Genomic DNA, 15,971 nt, shown 5'->3' with positions numbered 1-15,971 from the left:
GTGTTGAATGTTTCATTTTCGATTTTCCAGCGTGAGCGACCTCCTCGCACCAATTCGATGCAATTATTTTCAGTGATCGTTATATCGGTCACCCAGGTAAAGCGACAGCAAATTCGATCATTCTCGACCTCCACGTACTCAAGATAGTTAACCTTTAAATCAGGATGCGATTTGTTTAATTCTAGGCCATTAATTCTACTTTGTTACCTTCATAAAATCTTTAAGTATCTAATTTTTATGATAATAAACAAAAATACACACTAACGATGGGGTTCTAGTAGCTCGTTGAGTGCCTGTAATCACCCATAAACCACCACCATCTAGCTCCAATGGGGACATAGTAGATGAAGATTTATCGTACCCCATAAAAAATAACTTAAAATTCATTTGCTTATGCGACAGTCAAAGTTAACAAAGTAGAAATAGTTACCCTCCAGGTGCAGAAAGCCGTGCCGGCCGGACTCCCGAGTGATGAAGCGTGGCGTGCCGGACTTGCCGCGATGGGGGAACCAGTGTTTTCTTTGAGGGGCGTATTCGAAACGGCCGAAATCCCCGGTCTCCGCTAACTGTTCCAGCCCCAGGTGAAAGATGGCCCCGGCGCGGATCAGCGCCAGCACCGTGCCCGTGGCCCAGTGCCGCACCTGTTCCTCGGTCAGCGCTTCCAATCCGACCCCGGCCTGGCGCAGCTCGGGGGTCAGGATCCGGGTCAGCGCCTGAATCGCGGCCAGGTCCGGGAACAGCACGGCGATGCCGACCCGGCTCAGGGTGCGCCCCCGGTCGGAGCGGTGGGCCAGTTCCTCGATAGCGCGCCACTGCATGCGCTGGCTGAGCATCTCCGGCAGCCGCGAGCCAGGCGCCAGAGTGCCGCTGGCCAGCAGATCCCGCCAGTCGCGCAACCACTCCAGGCTCGGCGGGATGAAGCGCGCGACGAAGTCCCGGGGGGACAGAGCCATGGGGCTGGCCGGGTCCAGATAAGCGCGTCCAAGAGCGTCGAGCGCCTGATCCCAGGGGAGCGCCGACTCTGGTGTTGGCGGCAGCATCGCCAGGGCCTTGGCGAGACCCGCGCGCATCAGATAGCCCTCGGTCTTGGACTCGATGTACCCGGCCCGGTGGGCCGCGTCCTGCACCGAGTCCAAGAACAGGATCAGCTTCTTGTGATCGTTGAGCCGTGCCGACCACAGCCGCTCCACGGCGTGGGCCGCGAGGCTGGTGGTCTGAGCGCCGATGATGAGCTGTCCGCCGCGTTCCCCGCACACCGGGCAACGATCGTCATGGACCGTGACCTCCTTGGCCGCTCGGCCGGACTCGGCCTCGACCCGCAACCGCACCTTGCGGGTCGCGCAGGCCAGGTGCACCGGCAGCACGTCGTCGCTTTGGCAATGCGGGCACTGAGTGCCCAGATCATTCCCAAGGTGACCGCATTGGCCGCAGAGCGTGCGGCTCAACAAGAGGGTCATCGCGCGCGGGCTCAGGCCGTCCGACGCCTGCCTGGGATAGACGCGAACGATGAAGGTATCCGGATAGCGGGCGAAGAAACTCGCATAGATCTTGTCCGGGCTGTTCACCACCCGGCTGTCTTGGGGCGGCTTCAGGGTCAGCCAGCCAGTGGCATGGCAATGGCGGCACTGGATCACCGGCAGGCGCAGCCGCTCGCGCTGGCTCAGCACCGCCGCCTCGGACCGGAGATCGATGTCGGCGGGGTCGCGGCTGACGGTGGCCAGAACGCGGCGCAGCTCCTGCAGCCAGAGTTGAATGCGCAGGCTCACCAAGGCGCTCAGCCGTTCGACCGGCGTGCGCGCATCGACCGCCTGCCCGGCATGGGGCGCGCGCGCCCAGGCCACCAGGGTCAGCAGGGCCGCGATCAGGGACCGTGCCTCCGATATCAGCCGGGCGCTCAAGGTGCGCTGGAGCTTGTCGGCGATCTCATCGACCGTGACCGGGGCTTGGGTGGCCGTGCGCAGCAGGGACTGAAACAGCAGGTGCTTCTTGAGTTCCTCGCCGAGCCGCACCCGGCGCAGGGGCGTATCGATACCGGCCTGAAGCTCCACCAGCGTTGTGGGGTCGGTGAAGAAGCCCGGCAGAACTTGCGCGACCGCCTCCTGAGGGCGGTCGAACGTCTGCGGTCGAATCGCCCGTAACACGGTTTCGTCGTCGGCGATCAGATGCTTGACCACCCGGTTGCCGATGAAGGCATCGAAGCCCTGCCGGCGCTCGATGATCACCGACGCCTCATCGAACTCCGTGGCGAAGACCTGCCCGGCATAGTCCCGCAGCGAGCGGGTATCGCTGGCATCGCCGAGGGTCGCCGAGGTGCCGATACAGATCAGGCGCGGCCCCTCGCATTTCAGGCGATGACGCAGACGGCGGATCAGCATCGCCAGGTCCGTGCCCTGAGCGCCGTCGAAGGTGTGCAACTCGTCCACCACCAGGTGGCGCAGCGTATCCGGCTCGTTGAAACGCCACAGCACCTGATCCCGGGGCCGGATCAGCAGAAAATCCAGCATCTTGTAGTTGGTGAGCAGGATGTCCGGCGGGTTGTCCCGCAGCACGTCCTTGTCGGTGATGACGTGCCCGACCCCCATCTCCAAGCTGTCCTGCTCGGGGTTCTTGCCCGCCTTGCCGGGCTTGTATTTGGTCTTGCCCGAGCCCACGAACAGCCCGGCGCGAAGGCCGGCGTAGCATGATGCACCAGGCTCGGCGATGCGCTTGGCCTGGTCGTCGGCCAGGGCGTTCATCGGATAAATGATGATGGCCTTGATGCCCGGCGCGCCCTGCCGACGTGCCTGAGCGGCATGCTCCAGCACTGGATAGAGGAAGCACTCGGTCTTACCGGAGCCGGTGCCGGAGGCCACCAACATGGAGCGGAGGTCAACACCGCACCGCCGCCAGGCCTGCTCCTGATGGAGAAAGGCCGGGTGCTCGGTCTCGAAATCCGTGAAGAAGCGCTTGCCCTTGTCGCCGGCAACGAAGGGCAATCCGAGCTGCACATAAGGCCCCTTGATCCAGCTCGGATCCTCGATCAGACGGCGGACCGCGTCCTTGAACAGCTCGGTGGATGGCTCGAACTGGACGCGCAGGGTCTCGGCGACGCCGTGGCGAACCTCATCAACGACCAGCGATGGCAGCATCTGTCCAATCCTCCATGAATGTACAAGTAGGTGCGGCCGTAGGTGCGGCTTCAGCCGCACGACTCCGCGAAACCATTTCCGCAATCGTGTGTGCGGCTGAAGCCATACCTACATCCAAATTGCGTCCCATAGGGAATATTCTCCAATCCTTTCCACCAAACCGCCGCGAAGGGGATTGGCGACGATATAGCGTGCAATGGCGCGCAAATCCTCCTCGCCTCGTACCGCATGATCATAAAAGGCTCGTTGCCAGAAGGGCCGATGCCCAGTCCGCTCCGCCAGAATCCGCGCCGAGCGCCCCTTGAGCCGCCTTATCGCCTCCGACAGTTCCGAGCCAGCCTGTAAGATCATCAGCCAATGCAGGTGATCCGGCATGATAACGAAGGCCAGACTGTCGACTGCCCCCTCATCCTGCAAGCGCATCATCTGCCCCACCAGGATCCGTCCGAGCCACAGATCCCGAAACACGGGCCGACGATCCGCCACCACGGTCGTGACATGGTAGGCACGTCCCGCCTCCGAAAAGCGCCCTTTGCGCAAATCATCCCAAGGCAATGTCTCCCCCCGTTCATCATGCTCCGGCACGTTTGTTCGTGCGACCGTAGGTGCGGCTTCAGCCGCACCGACCAAGTGCCGACCCGACACATCGTGCGGCTTCAGTGCGGCTAAAGCCGCACCTACAAGTCCAGATCGGCGCGTTCGTGTCCCTGCACGAACGCCAGCGCCTGTTCCGCCGCCTCGATCATGTGCCCGATAATTCGCGCGCTCATCGGTGTTATTACCCTGTTCATTACCCTCACTTGAGGGTCATTCGTTACCCTGATTGCCTCCGCCGCCCTTCGACCAAGCCGCTCCGGCGCCGCGACCCGAGCAACTGATCGCGCCTTGCGCCTGCTGCTCCCGCAGGACGTGACGGATCATGTCTCGGCTGACGCCTGGACAGACCTGCTCCAGCTCGCTGATCTTGAAGCTGCCTCTGGGCCTGGACAGGAGCTGATCGATGCCTTTAATGACCGACTCGCGCTTTTCGCCGCGCGGGGCCTTGATCTCGCCGACCCGGTCGACGAAGTCGCGATACGCCTCCTTCATGATCGAGAGGACGTAGTGGATGTAGGGCCAGGGGTTGTGTTCGCCCTCGTGCCAGCTCTGCGAGCTGCGCTCCAGGGTCTCGTAATAGCGCTCCTTGTTCTGCTCGACCAGACGCTCCAGGCTGATGTAGCGCCCGACCTCGTAGCCAAGTTGAGCGCTCTGCAATAGCCACAGCAGACGCGACACACGCCCGTTGCCGTCGCGGAAGGGGTGAATGCACAGGAAATCGAGATTGAAGGCCGCCAGGGCGAGCAGCGGCGGCACCCACCGCTCCTCCAGGCATAGGCTCCAGTCCCGGATCAGGGTCTCCATCGCGCCCTGAGTTACCGCCGCCGGCACGGTGCGGAATCGCACCCGCTCCGTGCCGTCCGGATAGCGCTCGATGATGTCTCCGTCCTTCGACTTGTACTGACCGGCATCCCAGATCTGGCCGCGCGTCAGGGCGTGCAACCGGCGGATCGTCTCGTGGTCGATGGGTCGCTCGGCGGGATCCCGGTGAATCAGGGCCAGGGCATCGCGGTAGCCCCGCACCTCCTCTTCATCCCGGTCGCGAAAGAGCGGGCGCGGCGCCACCAGGATGTCCCGGATGCGCTGCGGGTCGATGGTCACCCCTTCGATTCGATTCGAGGACAGGGCGCTCTCGATGATCGCCGACTCACGCAGCGCCTTCAGGCGTTGCGGCGACTGCTGGGTATACAGCTCCTGCTTGCCGCGCAGCTCACCCAGGTCGTTCAGATACCAGGCCGTGCTCGCCTCGAGGCTCAGGCGGTTGAGTGCAAAGAGGCGCAGCGTCGTCATCATGATCGGGGCCGCCGTTCATGCCTGACGCATCGCTCGCCACTCAGGGAGTGGATTCCGAGCACCGCCCATTCATTGCCCATCGTTCAAGGATCGCTGATCGGAATGCTGTGCGTTGACAGGTAAGGTTCTCGGCCGGATGCGCAGCGGCTGCGGTCCAGGATCGATCTTGGACCCTGGCCACTCCCGCTCCGTTCTCAGTAGGCCAGCGGCGATCGCCTGAAGGTCGTCATGGAAGCGCGCGGCCTGCGCCGCGCGCAGGCGAGGTAGTGCTTCAACGATGGGGTCGGTCCACACGGCGGCTCATCCCGAACGCTTCTGATCAGCGCGCGGCTCCTCATGTGGTCGATGGCCGAACCGGATTCCTTGGTACGGCGATCTCACCTGGCGGGGCGTTGCAGGTGGATCGACGAACCGTGCTCCGCGCGCCTGGTGCTCCATCTCGCGCTGCTTGATGTCCGCGTAGATGGCATCGAGATCGAACTGGAATGCGGCGGCATGCGCTTCGCGAATCGCGCGGACTTCGTCGAGGATCTCGTCATTCATCATCGGCTCCGAGTAGCTCGTCAGGTGTACAGATGAAGGGCAAGAACAGGTCGATCTCTTCCAGATAGAGCGCGATCTGCCTTTGAATCTCAGGGTTCGCAATGTGCTTGCAGTTCCATGTGAGGAGAAAATCCACGGCATGGACGGTGGCAATCGCGATATGCAGCGCATCCTCGGCGGCTTTCTGGGGGATGATCTCGCGTGAGACCAACGCCTTGGCGATTTCGACGGCATGCGTGGTCACCCGCAATAGAGGCAAATCCTCGATGACGGCCATCCGTCTTGCCGCGGCCCCAGGGTCTCCGGATGCGCATTCGCGAGCGACCACCTCCGAAACGCATAGGTCGTGCTTCGCGCGATTGTCCCACCAGGCTTGAGTCACTTGCTGACGCGCCATACCGATCAAATCCCGGCTCGGGCGAGCGGTCAGATAGCTGATCACCGAGGTCTCGATGTAGACGCGCGACTTCATGCCGGAAGATCCTGAGGTTTCCCCTGCTTGAAGAACGCCCAGGCGACCCGGTAGTCCTCCTCGCGGTCGGGACGGACGAAGGGAGCCTGATAGGTGATGGTGCGCGGCACCGGGCCGCCGGGCAGCGTATCGTCGGGGAAGGTCTTGCTGACGGTGCAGCCGGCCGGCAGGTCGCGCACGTCCTCCCAGCCCAGGGCGATACCCTGCTCCTGACGCTCGGGGGTGCGCCGCCCAAAGGAGATACCGGCCTTGAGATCCTTCTTCTGGGCCTTGCGCGGCAGGCCGACGCCGACCAGGCCCTTGCTCGGGGTGAAGACGATGCGCCCGGTCTGGTCGTACCCGGTGTCGGCCTCGTACTGGCGCATCACCGGGAACTGGACGCGGTAGATGGTCAGCAGTTCGTCCAGGGTCAGGCCGAGGGCTTGGGAGACCAGGACGTCGATCTCCAGCAGGGCCTGACGGCGGGCGTAGTCGGTGCGCAGGGCGCAGTGGCGTTGCCAGGTGGGGGTGAGGTTGGCGAAGAAATTGGATGTCGGTGCGGCCGTAGGTGCGGCTTTAGCCGCATCGTGACCGTCGTCCAATGGAGTCTGTGCGGCTGAAGCCGCACCTACAGGCAGACTGCCAGCCGCACTGAGCAAAGGCGAATCGCTGGACCAGTGTTGCTGGCGGAAGTCGGGTTGGTAGCTGGTTTGCCAGAGGTCGGCGTAGTGGGTGGTGAGGCTGCACAGCGCCAAGGCGCGCGCGTGCAAGGCAGAGCGATAGTGATCATCGCCCAGAACAGGCAGTTGATTGATGAGCGTTGTATTGGCATGACCCATTCCGGTGCTCTTGACCCGATAATCCACGGGGATGGAAAGGCACATGCTGAAATAATCAAGGAGGGTCTCAGTGCGCTTGAATGCTGTACCTAGGGTGGTGTTCACATGCCCGACGCAGGACGGAATAAGCGTTGAAATCATCGTGCGTTCAGAGGACGGACCAATCATTTCACGATTCGCAAAACGATAGTAATCCGTCACCCGTTCCCTTCTCGTTCCCACGCTCCGCGTGGGAATGCCGTCCTGGCCGCTCCAGCGGCCCGTCTCCGGCTCGTGACGCTGGAGCGTCGTCGCTTGCTCCCACGCTGGAGCGTGGGAGCCAGATGCGCTAGATGCATCAGTTGCATCCTCGGGGTTGGGCGTCCTGGCATCGCGGGCATCCACCCACGGTACCCTCGGCGTCCGCTCGGCATACTCCGCCGGTGAGCAGTCGGGCACATAGTTGGTGCGCGGCAGATAATCGTCCGGTAGCGCGGTGAGGTCGAGGCAGTCGTAATGACTGTTGGCGGTACAGACGGCGCGCGGTGTCTTGTAGAAGGGCGTGCCGACGAAGAAATGCGGGCCGGAGAGCACCCATTGATCAGCGTCGGCGGGAAAACCGGTCTCGCGGCGGATGGTGCCGTCCCGCTGCTGATTGGTCTCGTGCCACATCTCCAGCGAAAGATAGTCGCCCTTTAGATCACCCAATCGCCGAGGCTGCGCCGCGAACTTCTCCAACACCGAAATCAACTGGCGGGTGTGAAGCGCGGGCAGGCGCGCTTGCAGCGGATGAGTCCCCGCTTCGTCGTAGAGTCGCGAGAATAGCGACAACTCGTGCAAGCCCACTGGAATCAAGCGATCACGGTGGCCTTTGGTGTTCCAAATCGACCGTCCGTTGTCGCCTTCTTCCTTGATGCCCGGCACTGTGCCGGCGCCATCATGCTCATGACAGGCATCGACCGTTTGCGGCAGGAAGAGATTGGCCAAATGCGTGAATGCCGGCGTTTCACGGGCCTGGCCATAGATATTGATGCTGAACTTCGCATGATGATCGACATCAGGGAAAAACATCAGTTCGTTGGCATACTGATAATGCCCCCGCAACCTCGGATACACCTCTGCCCGGAACAGTCCGCCCTTCGGATCATCATAAATTCCTTCAGGATGCAGAAATCCAGCCACACCCCGCGCATGAATCACCATCCACGCCTGCGGAAGAAAACATTTGAAAAGATTGGTCTGCACGCCCTTGAGCAGCGGATAATTCTGCGCCGCGTTCAAAAAAGCCTGCATCCCCGCCTGTTCGCAGAACTCTCCCAGCCAAGGCCCACGCATGTCCGGCCGTTCCTCGAACAGCGCCGCCCGGCGTTTGGCCAGATCCGAGGCACTCAGCTTGCGAATCGCGATCTTGGGGTCCGCCTCGCCCAGGATGCCCTGTTCCTCCCACTCCACCTTGAGCCAGGGCGGATTCCCCAGAATCAGGTCGAAGCCGCCGGCCTCGCGGAAGATATCGGCGAAGCTCAGCTCCCAATGGAAGAAGCGATAGCGGTTCGCCAGCGTCTCCACCTGAGCGACGCGGGGAAAGTGCTCACGCAGCCGTTTGATCCGCAGCTCGCCGTAGCGGTCGTGTAGGTGCGGCTTTAGCCGCACTTCGCCATCGGTTGGTGCGGTGGATGCGGCTGAAGCCGCACCTACGGCACCTACCGGCTTGGGCGATAAATCCAGCTCCGTCTGCTCGTCGATGTCCATCAGATTGCCGTCGAGAATGGCGCCAATCTCGGTGATCCATTGGGTCCGGCCCGGCAGGGTCTGCGCCTGGTCCAGAGGCCAGAACCAGAGTGCACACCAGTAGTCCATCACCAGCTTGAGACGCCGGTAGGGGGTGGCCGTGTCGCTGTCCTCGCTCAGCATGCAGGCCTTGCGGGTCGCCTCCTTGCTGGCCCGGCTGGTGACGGTGCCCTCGGCCGTGTCGGGCCAGACCGGGAGGCTGTCTTCGGTGCGTGCGCGGTCCTGGGCCAACTGCCGGGCGTGCTCCCGCCAGAGGGCATCGATCCGGGCGCTGAGCTGCTTGAGGTGTTTGATCTCGATGTCCGAGAAGCCCCCGAGAAAGGGCTTCTTCCAGGTCTTGACCCGATCCAGCTCCTCGTCGAAGTACTCCTTGACCGCCTTGTTGGCGTAGTCGCACATGCCTTCGTCGGGCAACAGGAAGTGATAGATCTCGTCGTCCTGGCGCGGCTCGTCCAGGGTCAGGCGGCGCGGCGTGGCGTTGAGCCAGCACTCGGGATTGGGAACGGATTTGCCGCCGCGCTTGAGATTCTTGGGTGCGTAGAGCTGACTGACGCGAAACACCTGCGGTCGGGCACCGACCAGCGAGTTACCGTTGAAGAGCTGGTAGCCGAACCAGGGCACCCGGGCCGGCTTGGGGCGGCCGGTCTCATCGGTCTCGCCATAGATGGCATTGAGCCAGAGGCTGACCTCGGCCAGCTCGGTGGCGATGGGGTTGAGGTCGACACCGAAGACGTTGGCGTCGGCCAGGCGCATGCGCACCTTCTGCAACTCCTGGGCGTACTCATCGTGCGGGATGCGGCGCTTCAGCTCCTGCTGCTTACGCGTGAGGTACGCCTCGGCTAACTGATTGACCACCTCGTTCAAGAAGGCCGCGCTGCCCATGGCCGGCTCCAGCACGCGCAGGGTCAGGATGTCGTCGGCGCGCTTGTCCGCGAGCAGTTTCTTCAGGGCGTATTTCACCAGGCACTGGGTCAACGACTGGGGCGTGTAGTAGCTCGCGCTCTTCTGGCGGTCGCGCCCGGCCAGGCGGTAGATGAAGGCGCCCTTGGGATAGCCCCGCAACTCCTTGCGACCCTCGGCGTTGGTGAAGGTGACCTTCTCGCTGTTCTTGTAGTCGCCGATCTGGTCCTTGGTGACGAACCAGCCGTTGGCGAGCAGGTCGGTGGCGCCGCCATAGGCGTCGTCAGCGCCGGACTCGTCGTCTTCTTCATTGTCATTGTCATCCGCGCCCGCGGCCGGCTTCGTCTTGGCCTCCGGCATCACCTCGTACAGATCCTCGGCGGCGAAGAATCCGCGATCGGACAACAGCGACTCATAGACCGCGCCCAACTGGTTGATGGAGAGCGCCTGGTAACTCACCCGGCGGGTGCGCCGGGTCTTGGGATCCTTGGCGAAGGAGAGTCCGCGCAGCACCGCCTGCCAGAGGTGATTGGGGAAGCGCACCTTGTTGAGCAGCGGCGTGCTCGCGGGGTCGAACAGCTTGCTGTCGAGCGGCGCCAGCTCGAAGGCGTTGACGGTGCCAAACCCTGAGCCGGCGCCGGTCAGGTTTCGCTGCGCGAGGGTGTTGCCCTGGGCGATCAGCATGAAGAGCTTGCGGAGGGTCTGGTCGAAATACTGACCGTTCTGCGCCTCGGTGGTCTGCAGATCGGTCAGGGTCAGGTCGCGCAGGTGCTCCAGGCTGTAGCCACGAGTGTAGATGTCACTTTTATTGATGGGCACGTAGCCCAGCTCGGGACGGGCCTCGATGTAGAAGAGGAAAATCAGGCGGTAGACCAGGCGCACGCATTCGAGGCTGAGATCATTGGCGTCAAGCTGGTCCTTGCCGCTGAAGAAACCTTTCTTCGCTTCGGTGGCCTGCTCACGGAGCTGGCGGGCCGCCTCATTGCCGAGCCACTCGATGGCCTCGCGCAGGGCGTACTTGAGGTCTTCGCTCACGCCCGCGTCGTGCTTGTGTGACTCGGCATCCAGGGTGTCGAGCAGTGACCCTTCGCTGCCCCCGGGGCCCGCGTCGGGGCACAGTGCCTCGCGGTGCAGCAGGGCGACGCAGGCGTTGAGCGTGGCGGCAGGCTTCTTACCCAGGATCTCCGTCAGGTCGAAGCGCAGAAAACGGTTGGCGGGCCACTTGAAGCGGTCGATCAGGATCCACTCGATCTCGCCCACGACGAGCACGAAGCGCGGCGGATGGTCGGCGGCGAACAGGGCGTCCGAAAGCAGCTCGGCCAGGGGGCGCGGGGTCTTCCGGTCCTTGGCGAAATAGGCCGCCGGGATCTCCTCGATGGCGAAGTGCCGTGGGCAAAGGGTGGTGTCGAGCGGGTCGCTGGTCTCGCCTGGCTGCCGGGACTTCTCGTCCGGATTGAAGGCGGGGATGACGATCAGGTCCGGCAGACCGACGGTCTTGCCGATCTGGGACCAGATTGGAAGCGGCTGACCGCCGACCCATTCCTGTTCCTGGGGCTCCAGGCGGAAGCCCAGCTCCCGCAACAGATCCCGGTGCAGATCCTGGTGCCACTGGCGTTGGCTGGCAAAATCCTCGTCCCAGGGATAGCGGGCATGCTGCTGAAAGAAGGGTGTGGCGAGGCGCGCGAGGCGCTTGGCCGGAGGCTCGTCGTCCGGTTCGTTCCCAGGGCGCTGTTGTAGCCAATCCTTGACCCGGGACTGAAAGACATGGGCGAAGAAGTGATGGCTGTAAAACTCGTTCTCGTTGACGATGCCGGGGAAGACATCGAATTTTTCGGTGGTGTCCATGGTTCGGTCGGGCGCTCCTGGCTTACGGATCGTGCCGGTCAGGCTTGGGCTCGTCGAACCAATTCTCGAGTCGCAGTCCGGTGAATCCCTCGAAATCATCGACATTGCGCGTCACCAGCACCAGGTCATTCACGGCGGCGATCGCCGCGATCTGGGAGTCAGGGTAGGACGGCGGTCTACCCGCCTGGCGCAAGCGAGCGCGCTGTTCCGCCGCCAGCGCGCGGCAGGCTCTTCGAAGCCGAGGATGGGCAGGGAGGGGCGAACGCGCCGCAGGAGATAGTCCTCAACCTGCTCCCGGCGCCGACCAGGGGGCAAGAGGAGCATGCCATAGAGCATCTCCTGCCAAGTCACGGAGGAGAGAGCCAGGGCTCCGCGGTTGGCTTCGATCCTGTGCATCACCCCGGGGTGCGGCCGAGCAACGACGGGCTCGGAGAGGATGTTGGTATCCAGCAGATACGTCACTCCGGCCATTCGAAGTCCCGCGTCGGGCGGCGATCACGCCAAGCGTCGACGTCATCCTTCGGCCACTCGATTGGCTCAAAGGCTGGGTCGGATCGCATCTCGTTGATGAGGTTCCAAAAATCTGGTTGTGCCTGCCCCTTGCGCAGACGCGCATACTCATCTTCCGACAGCAAGACGGCAACCGGTTTGCCGCGACGCGTGATGTGAACCGCCTCACCTCGCTCCGCCCGGTGGATGAGGCGCGTGAGTTGGGTTTTGGCGTCGGCGATCGAGGCTTCAGCCATGATTCAATCTCCTGGTCATGTTGATGGCCATATTAGGCATCCTTCCGAAGCTTGTCATCCGTCGCTCGATCCCGGCGCCGTGACGCCCACGAGCACCTGCACGAAGGGCGCGGGCTCGACCTCAAGGCTGTCCTTGACCCATGGGCTGTACTCGGTGAAGACATCTTCGATGTCTTTCATGCGGCGCGCCCGGCGCCCGATTCTGACGGAGTCGAGCACCGTGGCCAGGCGCAGCTCCAATTGCCGCTCCTGGGCGCCGCGCAGCTCGTCCAATTCCGCCAGCTTACGTTTCACCTCCTCGGCACGCGCGGTGCTGAAGCGCTTGACCTGATCCTCGACGTACAACTGCATGGTGGCGACCGCATCGCCCAGGGCCTGTTGCAGCGCCGTCAGGTCCAGAGCGCGCCTGGCGTTGGGCAACCCTCGCTCGGCGATACCGGCACGGGCACAGAAGGCGTCGAAGTCTTCGATCGCATGGTCGCCGTCACCGTGGCGGACCACCGCTTTCCACTCGGCGATCAGTGGCTGGCCCTTGCGGTTGGGGATCAGGCCCAACATCAGAAAGGCACATTCGTCCGCCGCGAGATGCGGACTGGTGATGACCGGGGCGCGCCGACGGCCCACGTCGCCGATGACCCGGTCGATCAGCCATTGGCAGATGGGGTGCTGAGGCCAGAGAAACTGGATGTCAGGCCAGGCCGCGCCTTGCCGGTCCTCTTCACGGGCGCGCTGGATGGATTCCTCGACCAGGCCGGGATGCGCGGACAGCAGATACTCGTCGGTCTCGCGCAGCACCTCGGCGGGCAACTGGCGGCGCAAGCGACGGCGCAGATCCGCGGGCGGAGTGAGGCGCAGCAGGCGGGCCTGGTCGTCGAGGCGGTAGCCCTCCGCCTCGGGAATCCGGCTGATGGCCTGCTTGGCGAAGGCGTAGACATCCGGAAAAAACCGGTGTGGCTCGGGAGCGACAGGGGCCGGGGGCGGCGCCGGTGTCGGGCCGAAGAGGGCCGTTTCCCAGTCATCGTCGTCCTGCGTGGCGGGCGCGTCGATACAGTCCCGCTCGAACTGCTCGGCGCTCATGCCGCTGGCGAGCGCCTCGGCCACCACCCGCTCTTCATCCTCGATGCTGTGCTTGCGCAGGATGGAGGCTGGATCGCCGATATTGCGACTGATCTGCTCGTCCTTGCGCACCAGGACTTCGATGACGCGCAGGTCGCCCTTGACCGTCTCGATCTCGGATTCTGTGAGCAGATAGTCGATGCGCGGGGTGCGCTCCTGACCGAAGCGGTCCACCCGGCCGTTACGCTGCTGGAACACCATCGGCGACCAGGGCAGATCGAAGTGCATCAACCGGTGAGAGAAGTAGTGCAGGTTCAGCCCTTCCGAGGCCACATCGGAGCACAGCAGTACCCGGAGGCTGTCGTGCTCCTGGCCGAACCGCTCGACGATCTCCTGCTGTTCGATGTCGGAAAGGCCGCCGTCGAGGATGGTGAAGGCATCCTCTTTGAGGCGCAGATCACCAGGAAGCCTGGCCATCAGCCACTTCAAGGTCTCGATGCGCTCCGAGAAGATGACCAGCCGGTCTTTGCTGTCCTTGCCGGTCCACTCGGCCTCCGGGTCGCGCAGCGCGGTCAGCAGCCGCTGGTACTTGCTGAATCCGGGAACTGGCCCTCGGCCTGGCCTTTGATGTCCTTCTTGAACCGACGCACGAACAGATCCTTGCGGTCCAGGTCCGCGCGGGTGTAGTCGTCCGGATCGGAGATGGCGGTCGGGTCCAGCAGCCAGATCAGGGAGGCAAAGCTGTTGGCCGAGCTATGCTCGGATCTGGTGTATGAGCGAAGGCTGATCGGGGCTTGGAAGGCGGCGCACCGTTGCGGACAATGTGGTTGTCACAACACACGCCAGCAACGAAGAGGTGCGCCATGAGCGACGATACGAGCAAGCAGACCGGCGGTGCAAGCCCGCTGTCCACACCGGTCCTGGACGAACTGGGCCTGCCGTTGGAGGAGTTGGTGCGCCGTGGCGCCCGTCAGCTCATTCAACGCGCCATTGAGGTGGAGGTCGAGGCGCTGTTGGGGCAGTACGAGACGGTGACGCTCCTCGATGGGCGGCGCGCGGTGGTGCGCAACGGCTACCTTCCCGAACGCGAAATTCTCACTGGAATCGGCCCCGTCCCCGTGTAGGTCCCGAAGGTGCGCGACCGTTCGGGCTCGGGAATCAAGTTCAACTCGTCCCTTGCCCCACCCGACGTGCGGCGCACACCCCGCGTCTCGGCGGCGTTGCCGTGGCTGTCCCTCAAAGGGGTCTCCAGCGGGGATCTCAGCGAGGCGTTGCAGGTCTTGCTGGGAGAGGACGCCAAGGGACTGTCGCCGAACCTCCTCGGGCGCCTGAAGGCCCAGTGGGCACAGGAGCATCAGGACTGGACGCCGCGTTCCCTGGCGGATCAGCAGTCCGTCGACTGGTGGGCCGATGGCATCGATACGTCGCTGCGCGAGGACGACGACGAGCGAATGTGTCTGTTGGTCATTCTCGGTGTCACCCCCGAGGGCAAGAAGGAATGGGTGGCGATCGGCGACGGGTTTCGTGAATCCACGGAATCCTGGCTCGAGGTGCTACGCGATCTCCAGGCACAAGGGCTCACCCTGGGGCCGCGCTTGGCGGTCGGCGACGGGGCGCTCGGGTGTTGGAGCGCCTTGGAGCAGGTGTCTCCGGAGACCACGCCTCAGCGTTGCTGGTTTCACAAGAGCGGCAACGTGCTGGCGGACTTGCCCAAGTCCTTGCAGAGCAAGGCCAAAGCCGACCTCCAAGCGATCTGGATGGCCCCGACCCAGCGCGAAGCCCGGCGGGCGTTCGAGCGGTTTGTGAAGCGTGATGACGCCAAATACCCGAAGGCCACCGCGAAACTGATCAAGGACCGCGACCCGTTGCTGGCCTTCTACGCCTTCCCTGCGGAGCATTGGATTCATCTGCGCACCACCAACCCGATCGAGTCGAGTTTTGCGACGGTGCGCCATCGCACCACGCGGACCAAGAACGGCGTCACCCGCAAGACCTTCCTCGGGCTGGCCTTCAAGCTGGCCGAGGAAGCCGCCAAGTCCTGGCGACGGATTCGTGCCCCCGAGAAGCTCCAGGAACTGCTGGCGGGGACACGCTATGAAGATGGACTCCTGGTGACCGATGACCCACCGGAGGAGCAACGGGACGCCGCCTGAGCCAAACGGCCATTCACCTGGCATACACCAGATTGGACAATAGCTCATCCTCGATGCCGTCCTGGTGGATTTGACCGACGCCGTGGCCGAGGGCACTGGTTCAGTTCAATTTGGAAAGAAAAACCAAAAAATCAGGTAGTTGAGGGGATCTGCAGCAAAGAGGTGAAACCAATAGTCGCTCTCCAAGCGCAGTCAATACAGGGTTTCCCTGTAAGGAAGTCAGATTTTCCAATGTGCGGGTATATATATCAAGTTATTGATATATATAATTTATATTGCACAACTGAACTGAACCAGTGCCTGGCCGAGGCGTTGGGGCGCCCGTTCGCCGAGATCTCCATGGAAATGGTCGACCGCAGCTTGTACTTTGTGGTCGACGCCCTGCAGCAGGATCCCACCCTCGACCCGTGCGCTATCTGGCCGAGGAAGCCAAGGATTTGGGGATCATCAAACGTCCCCGCAAGCCGCCTAAACAAAAGACTCAGGCCCCAGTGGCCTCTGCTTGACATGGCGGTCAATTCCTTAACTTGTGCCTGAACGATAACCTGTTTCGTCTTATAAAAACAATCTGTTATGATCTGGACCCTTGGTCGAAGATGGTGTGAAATCACCGTACGATAGGGTCAGAAACAGGCTGTAACCCATTGATGATT

At 62.9% G+C, this 15,971-nt stretch carries 10 protein-coding genes and 1 pseudogene; 1 reads left to right on the top strand and 10 read right to left on the bottom strand.

Annotation, left to right across the window (positions count from 1 at the left end; genetic code table 11):
* Positions 1 to 383: 383 nt before the first annotated feature.
* From QZY07_RS17500 to QZY07_RS17460, 10 genes are all read right to left on the bottom strand, one after another.
* Complete coding sequence (locus tag QZY07_RS17500) at positions 384 to 3,128, bottom strand: DEAD/DEAH box helicase (RefSeq protein ID WP_295405489.1); 2,745 nt, start codon at positions 3,126 to 3,128, stop codon at positions 384 to 386.
* A 108-nt stretch (positions 3,129 to 3,236) separates the two neighbouring features.
* Positions 3,237 to 3,683, bottom strand: a complete 447-nt coding sequence (locus tag QZY07_RS17495; RefSeq protein ID WP_295405493.1) for a transposase — start codon at positions 3,681 to 3,683, stop codon at positions 3,237 to 3,239.
* Positions 3,684 to 3,935: 252 nt separating this feature from the next.
* Complete coding sequence (locus QZY07_RS17490) at positions 3,936 to 5,018, bottom strand: Fic family protein (RefSeq protein WP_295405487.1); 1,083 nt, start codon at positions 5,016 to 5,018, stop codon at positions 3,936 to 3,938.
* 300 nt (positions 5,019 to 5,318) lie between these two features.
* Positions 5,319 to 5,561, bottom strand: coding sequence for a hypothetical protein (locus QZY07_RS17485; protein WP_295405485.1), 243 nt, complete (start codon positions 5,559 to 5,561; stop codon positions 5,319 to 5,321).
* Positions 5,554 to 6,033 carry a type II toxin-antitoxin system VapC family toxin gene (locus tag QZY07_RS17480; protein WP_295405483.1) on the bottom strand — a complete coding sequence of 160 codons (480 nt, stop codon included), beginning with the start codon at positions 6,031 to 6,033 and terminating at the stop codon, positions 5,554 to 5,556. The genes QZY07_RS17485 and QZY07_RS17480 overlap by 8 nt, the downstream gene beginning before the upstream one ends.
* Positions 6,030 to 11,363 carry an N-6 DNA methylase gene (locus QZY07_RS17475; RefSeq protein ID WP_295405482.1) on the bottom strand — a complete coding sequence of 1,778 codons (5,334 nt, stop codon included), beginning with the start codon at positions 11,361 to 11,363 and terminating at the stop codon, positions 6,030 to 6,032. Before QZY07_RS17475 ends, QZY07_RS17480 begins: the two co-directional genes overlap by 4 nt.
* A gap of 22 nt (positions 11,364 to 11,385) precedes the next feature.
* Positions 11,386 to 11,556: a hypothetical protein gene (locus tag QZY07_RS17470; protein ID WP_295405480.1), complete on the bottom strand. Its 171-nt coding sequence runs from the start codon at positions 11,554 to 11,556 to the stop codon at positions 11,386 to 11,388.
* On the bottom strand, positions 11,493 to 11,759 hold the full coding sequence (locus QZY07_RS27520) for a hypothetical protein (RefSeq protein WP_363184420.1): 267 nt from the start codon (positions 11,757 to 11,759) through the stop codon (positions 11,493 to 11,495). Before QZY07_RS27520 ends, QZY07_RS17470 begins: the two co-directional genes overlap by 64 nt.
* A 62-nt stretch (positions 11,760 to 11,821) precedes the next feature.
* Positions 11,822 to 12,109, bottom strand: coding sequence for a type II toxin-antitoxin system Phd/YefM family antitoxin (locus QZY07_RS17465; protein ID WP_295405479.1), 288 nt, complete (start codon positions 12,107 to 12,109; stop codon positions 11,822 to 11,824).
* Positions 12,110 to 12,163: 54 nt separating this feature from the next.
* Positions 12,164 to 13,732 carry a C-terminal helicase domain-containing protein gene (locus QZY07_RS17460; RefSeq protein WP_295405491.1) on the bottom strand — a complete coding sequence of 523 codons (1,569 nt, stop codon included), beginning with the start codon at positions 13,730 to 13,732 and terminating at the stop codon, positions 12,164 to 12,166.
* A gap of 296 nt (positions 13,733 to 14,028) precedes the next feature.
* Between QZY07_RS17460 and QZY07_RS17455 the strand changes: the two are divergent.
* Positions 14,029 to 15,318 (top strand): annotated as a pseudogene (locus tag QZY07_RS17455) (IS256 family transposase).
* Positions 15,319 to 15,971: the final 653 nt, after the last annotated feature.

This window comes from uncultured Thiocystis sp. (assembly GCF_903866365.1).
Lineage (GTDB): Bacteria > Pseudomonadota > Gammaproteobacteria > Chromatiales > Chromatiaceae > Chromatium.
This window is presented reverse-complemented; position numbering and strand designations above follow the sequence as displayed.

Excerpts from the sequence above, each read along its gene's own strand:
- QZY07_RS27520 (WP_363184420.1), bottom strand. The coding sequence starts at position 11,759 with ATGCACAGGATCGAAGCCAACCGCGGAGCCCTGGCTCTCTCCTCCGTG.
- QZY07_RS17475 (WP_295405482.1), bottom strand. The coding sequence starts at position 11,363 with ATGGACACCACCGAAAAATTCGATGTCTTCCCCGGCATCGTCAACGAG.
- QZY07_RS17480 (WP_295405483.1), bottom strand. The coding sequence starts at position 6,033 with ATGAAGTCGCGCGTCTACATCGAGACCTCGGTGATCAGCTATCTGACC.
- QZY07_RS17490 (WP_295405487.1), bottom strand. The coding sequence starts at position 5,018 with ATGATGACGACGCTGCGCCTCTTTGCACTCAACCGCCTGAGCCTCGAG.
- QZY07_RS17500 (WP_295405489.1), bottom strand. The coding sequence starts at position 3,128 with ATGCTGCCATCGCTGGTCGTTGATGAGGTTCGCCACGGCGTCGCCGAG.
- QZY07_RS17485 (WP_295405485.1), bottom strand. The coding sequence starts at position 5,561 with ATGAATGACGAGATCCTCGACGAAGTCCGCGCGATTCGCGAAGCGCAT.
- QZY07_RS17465 (WP_295405479.1), bottom strand. The coding sequence starts at position 12,109 with ATGGCTGAAGCCTCGATCGCCGACGCCAAAACCCAACTCACGCGCCTC.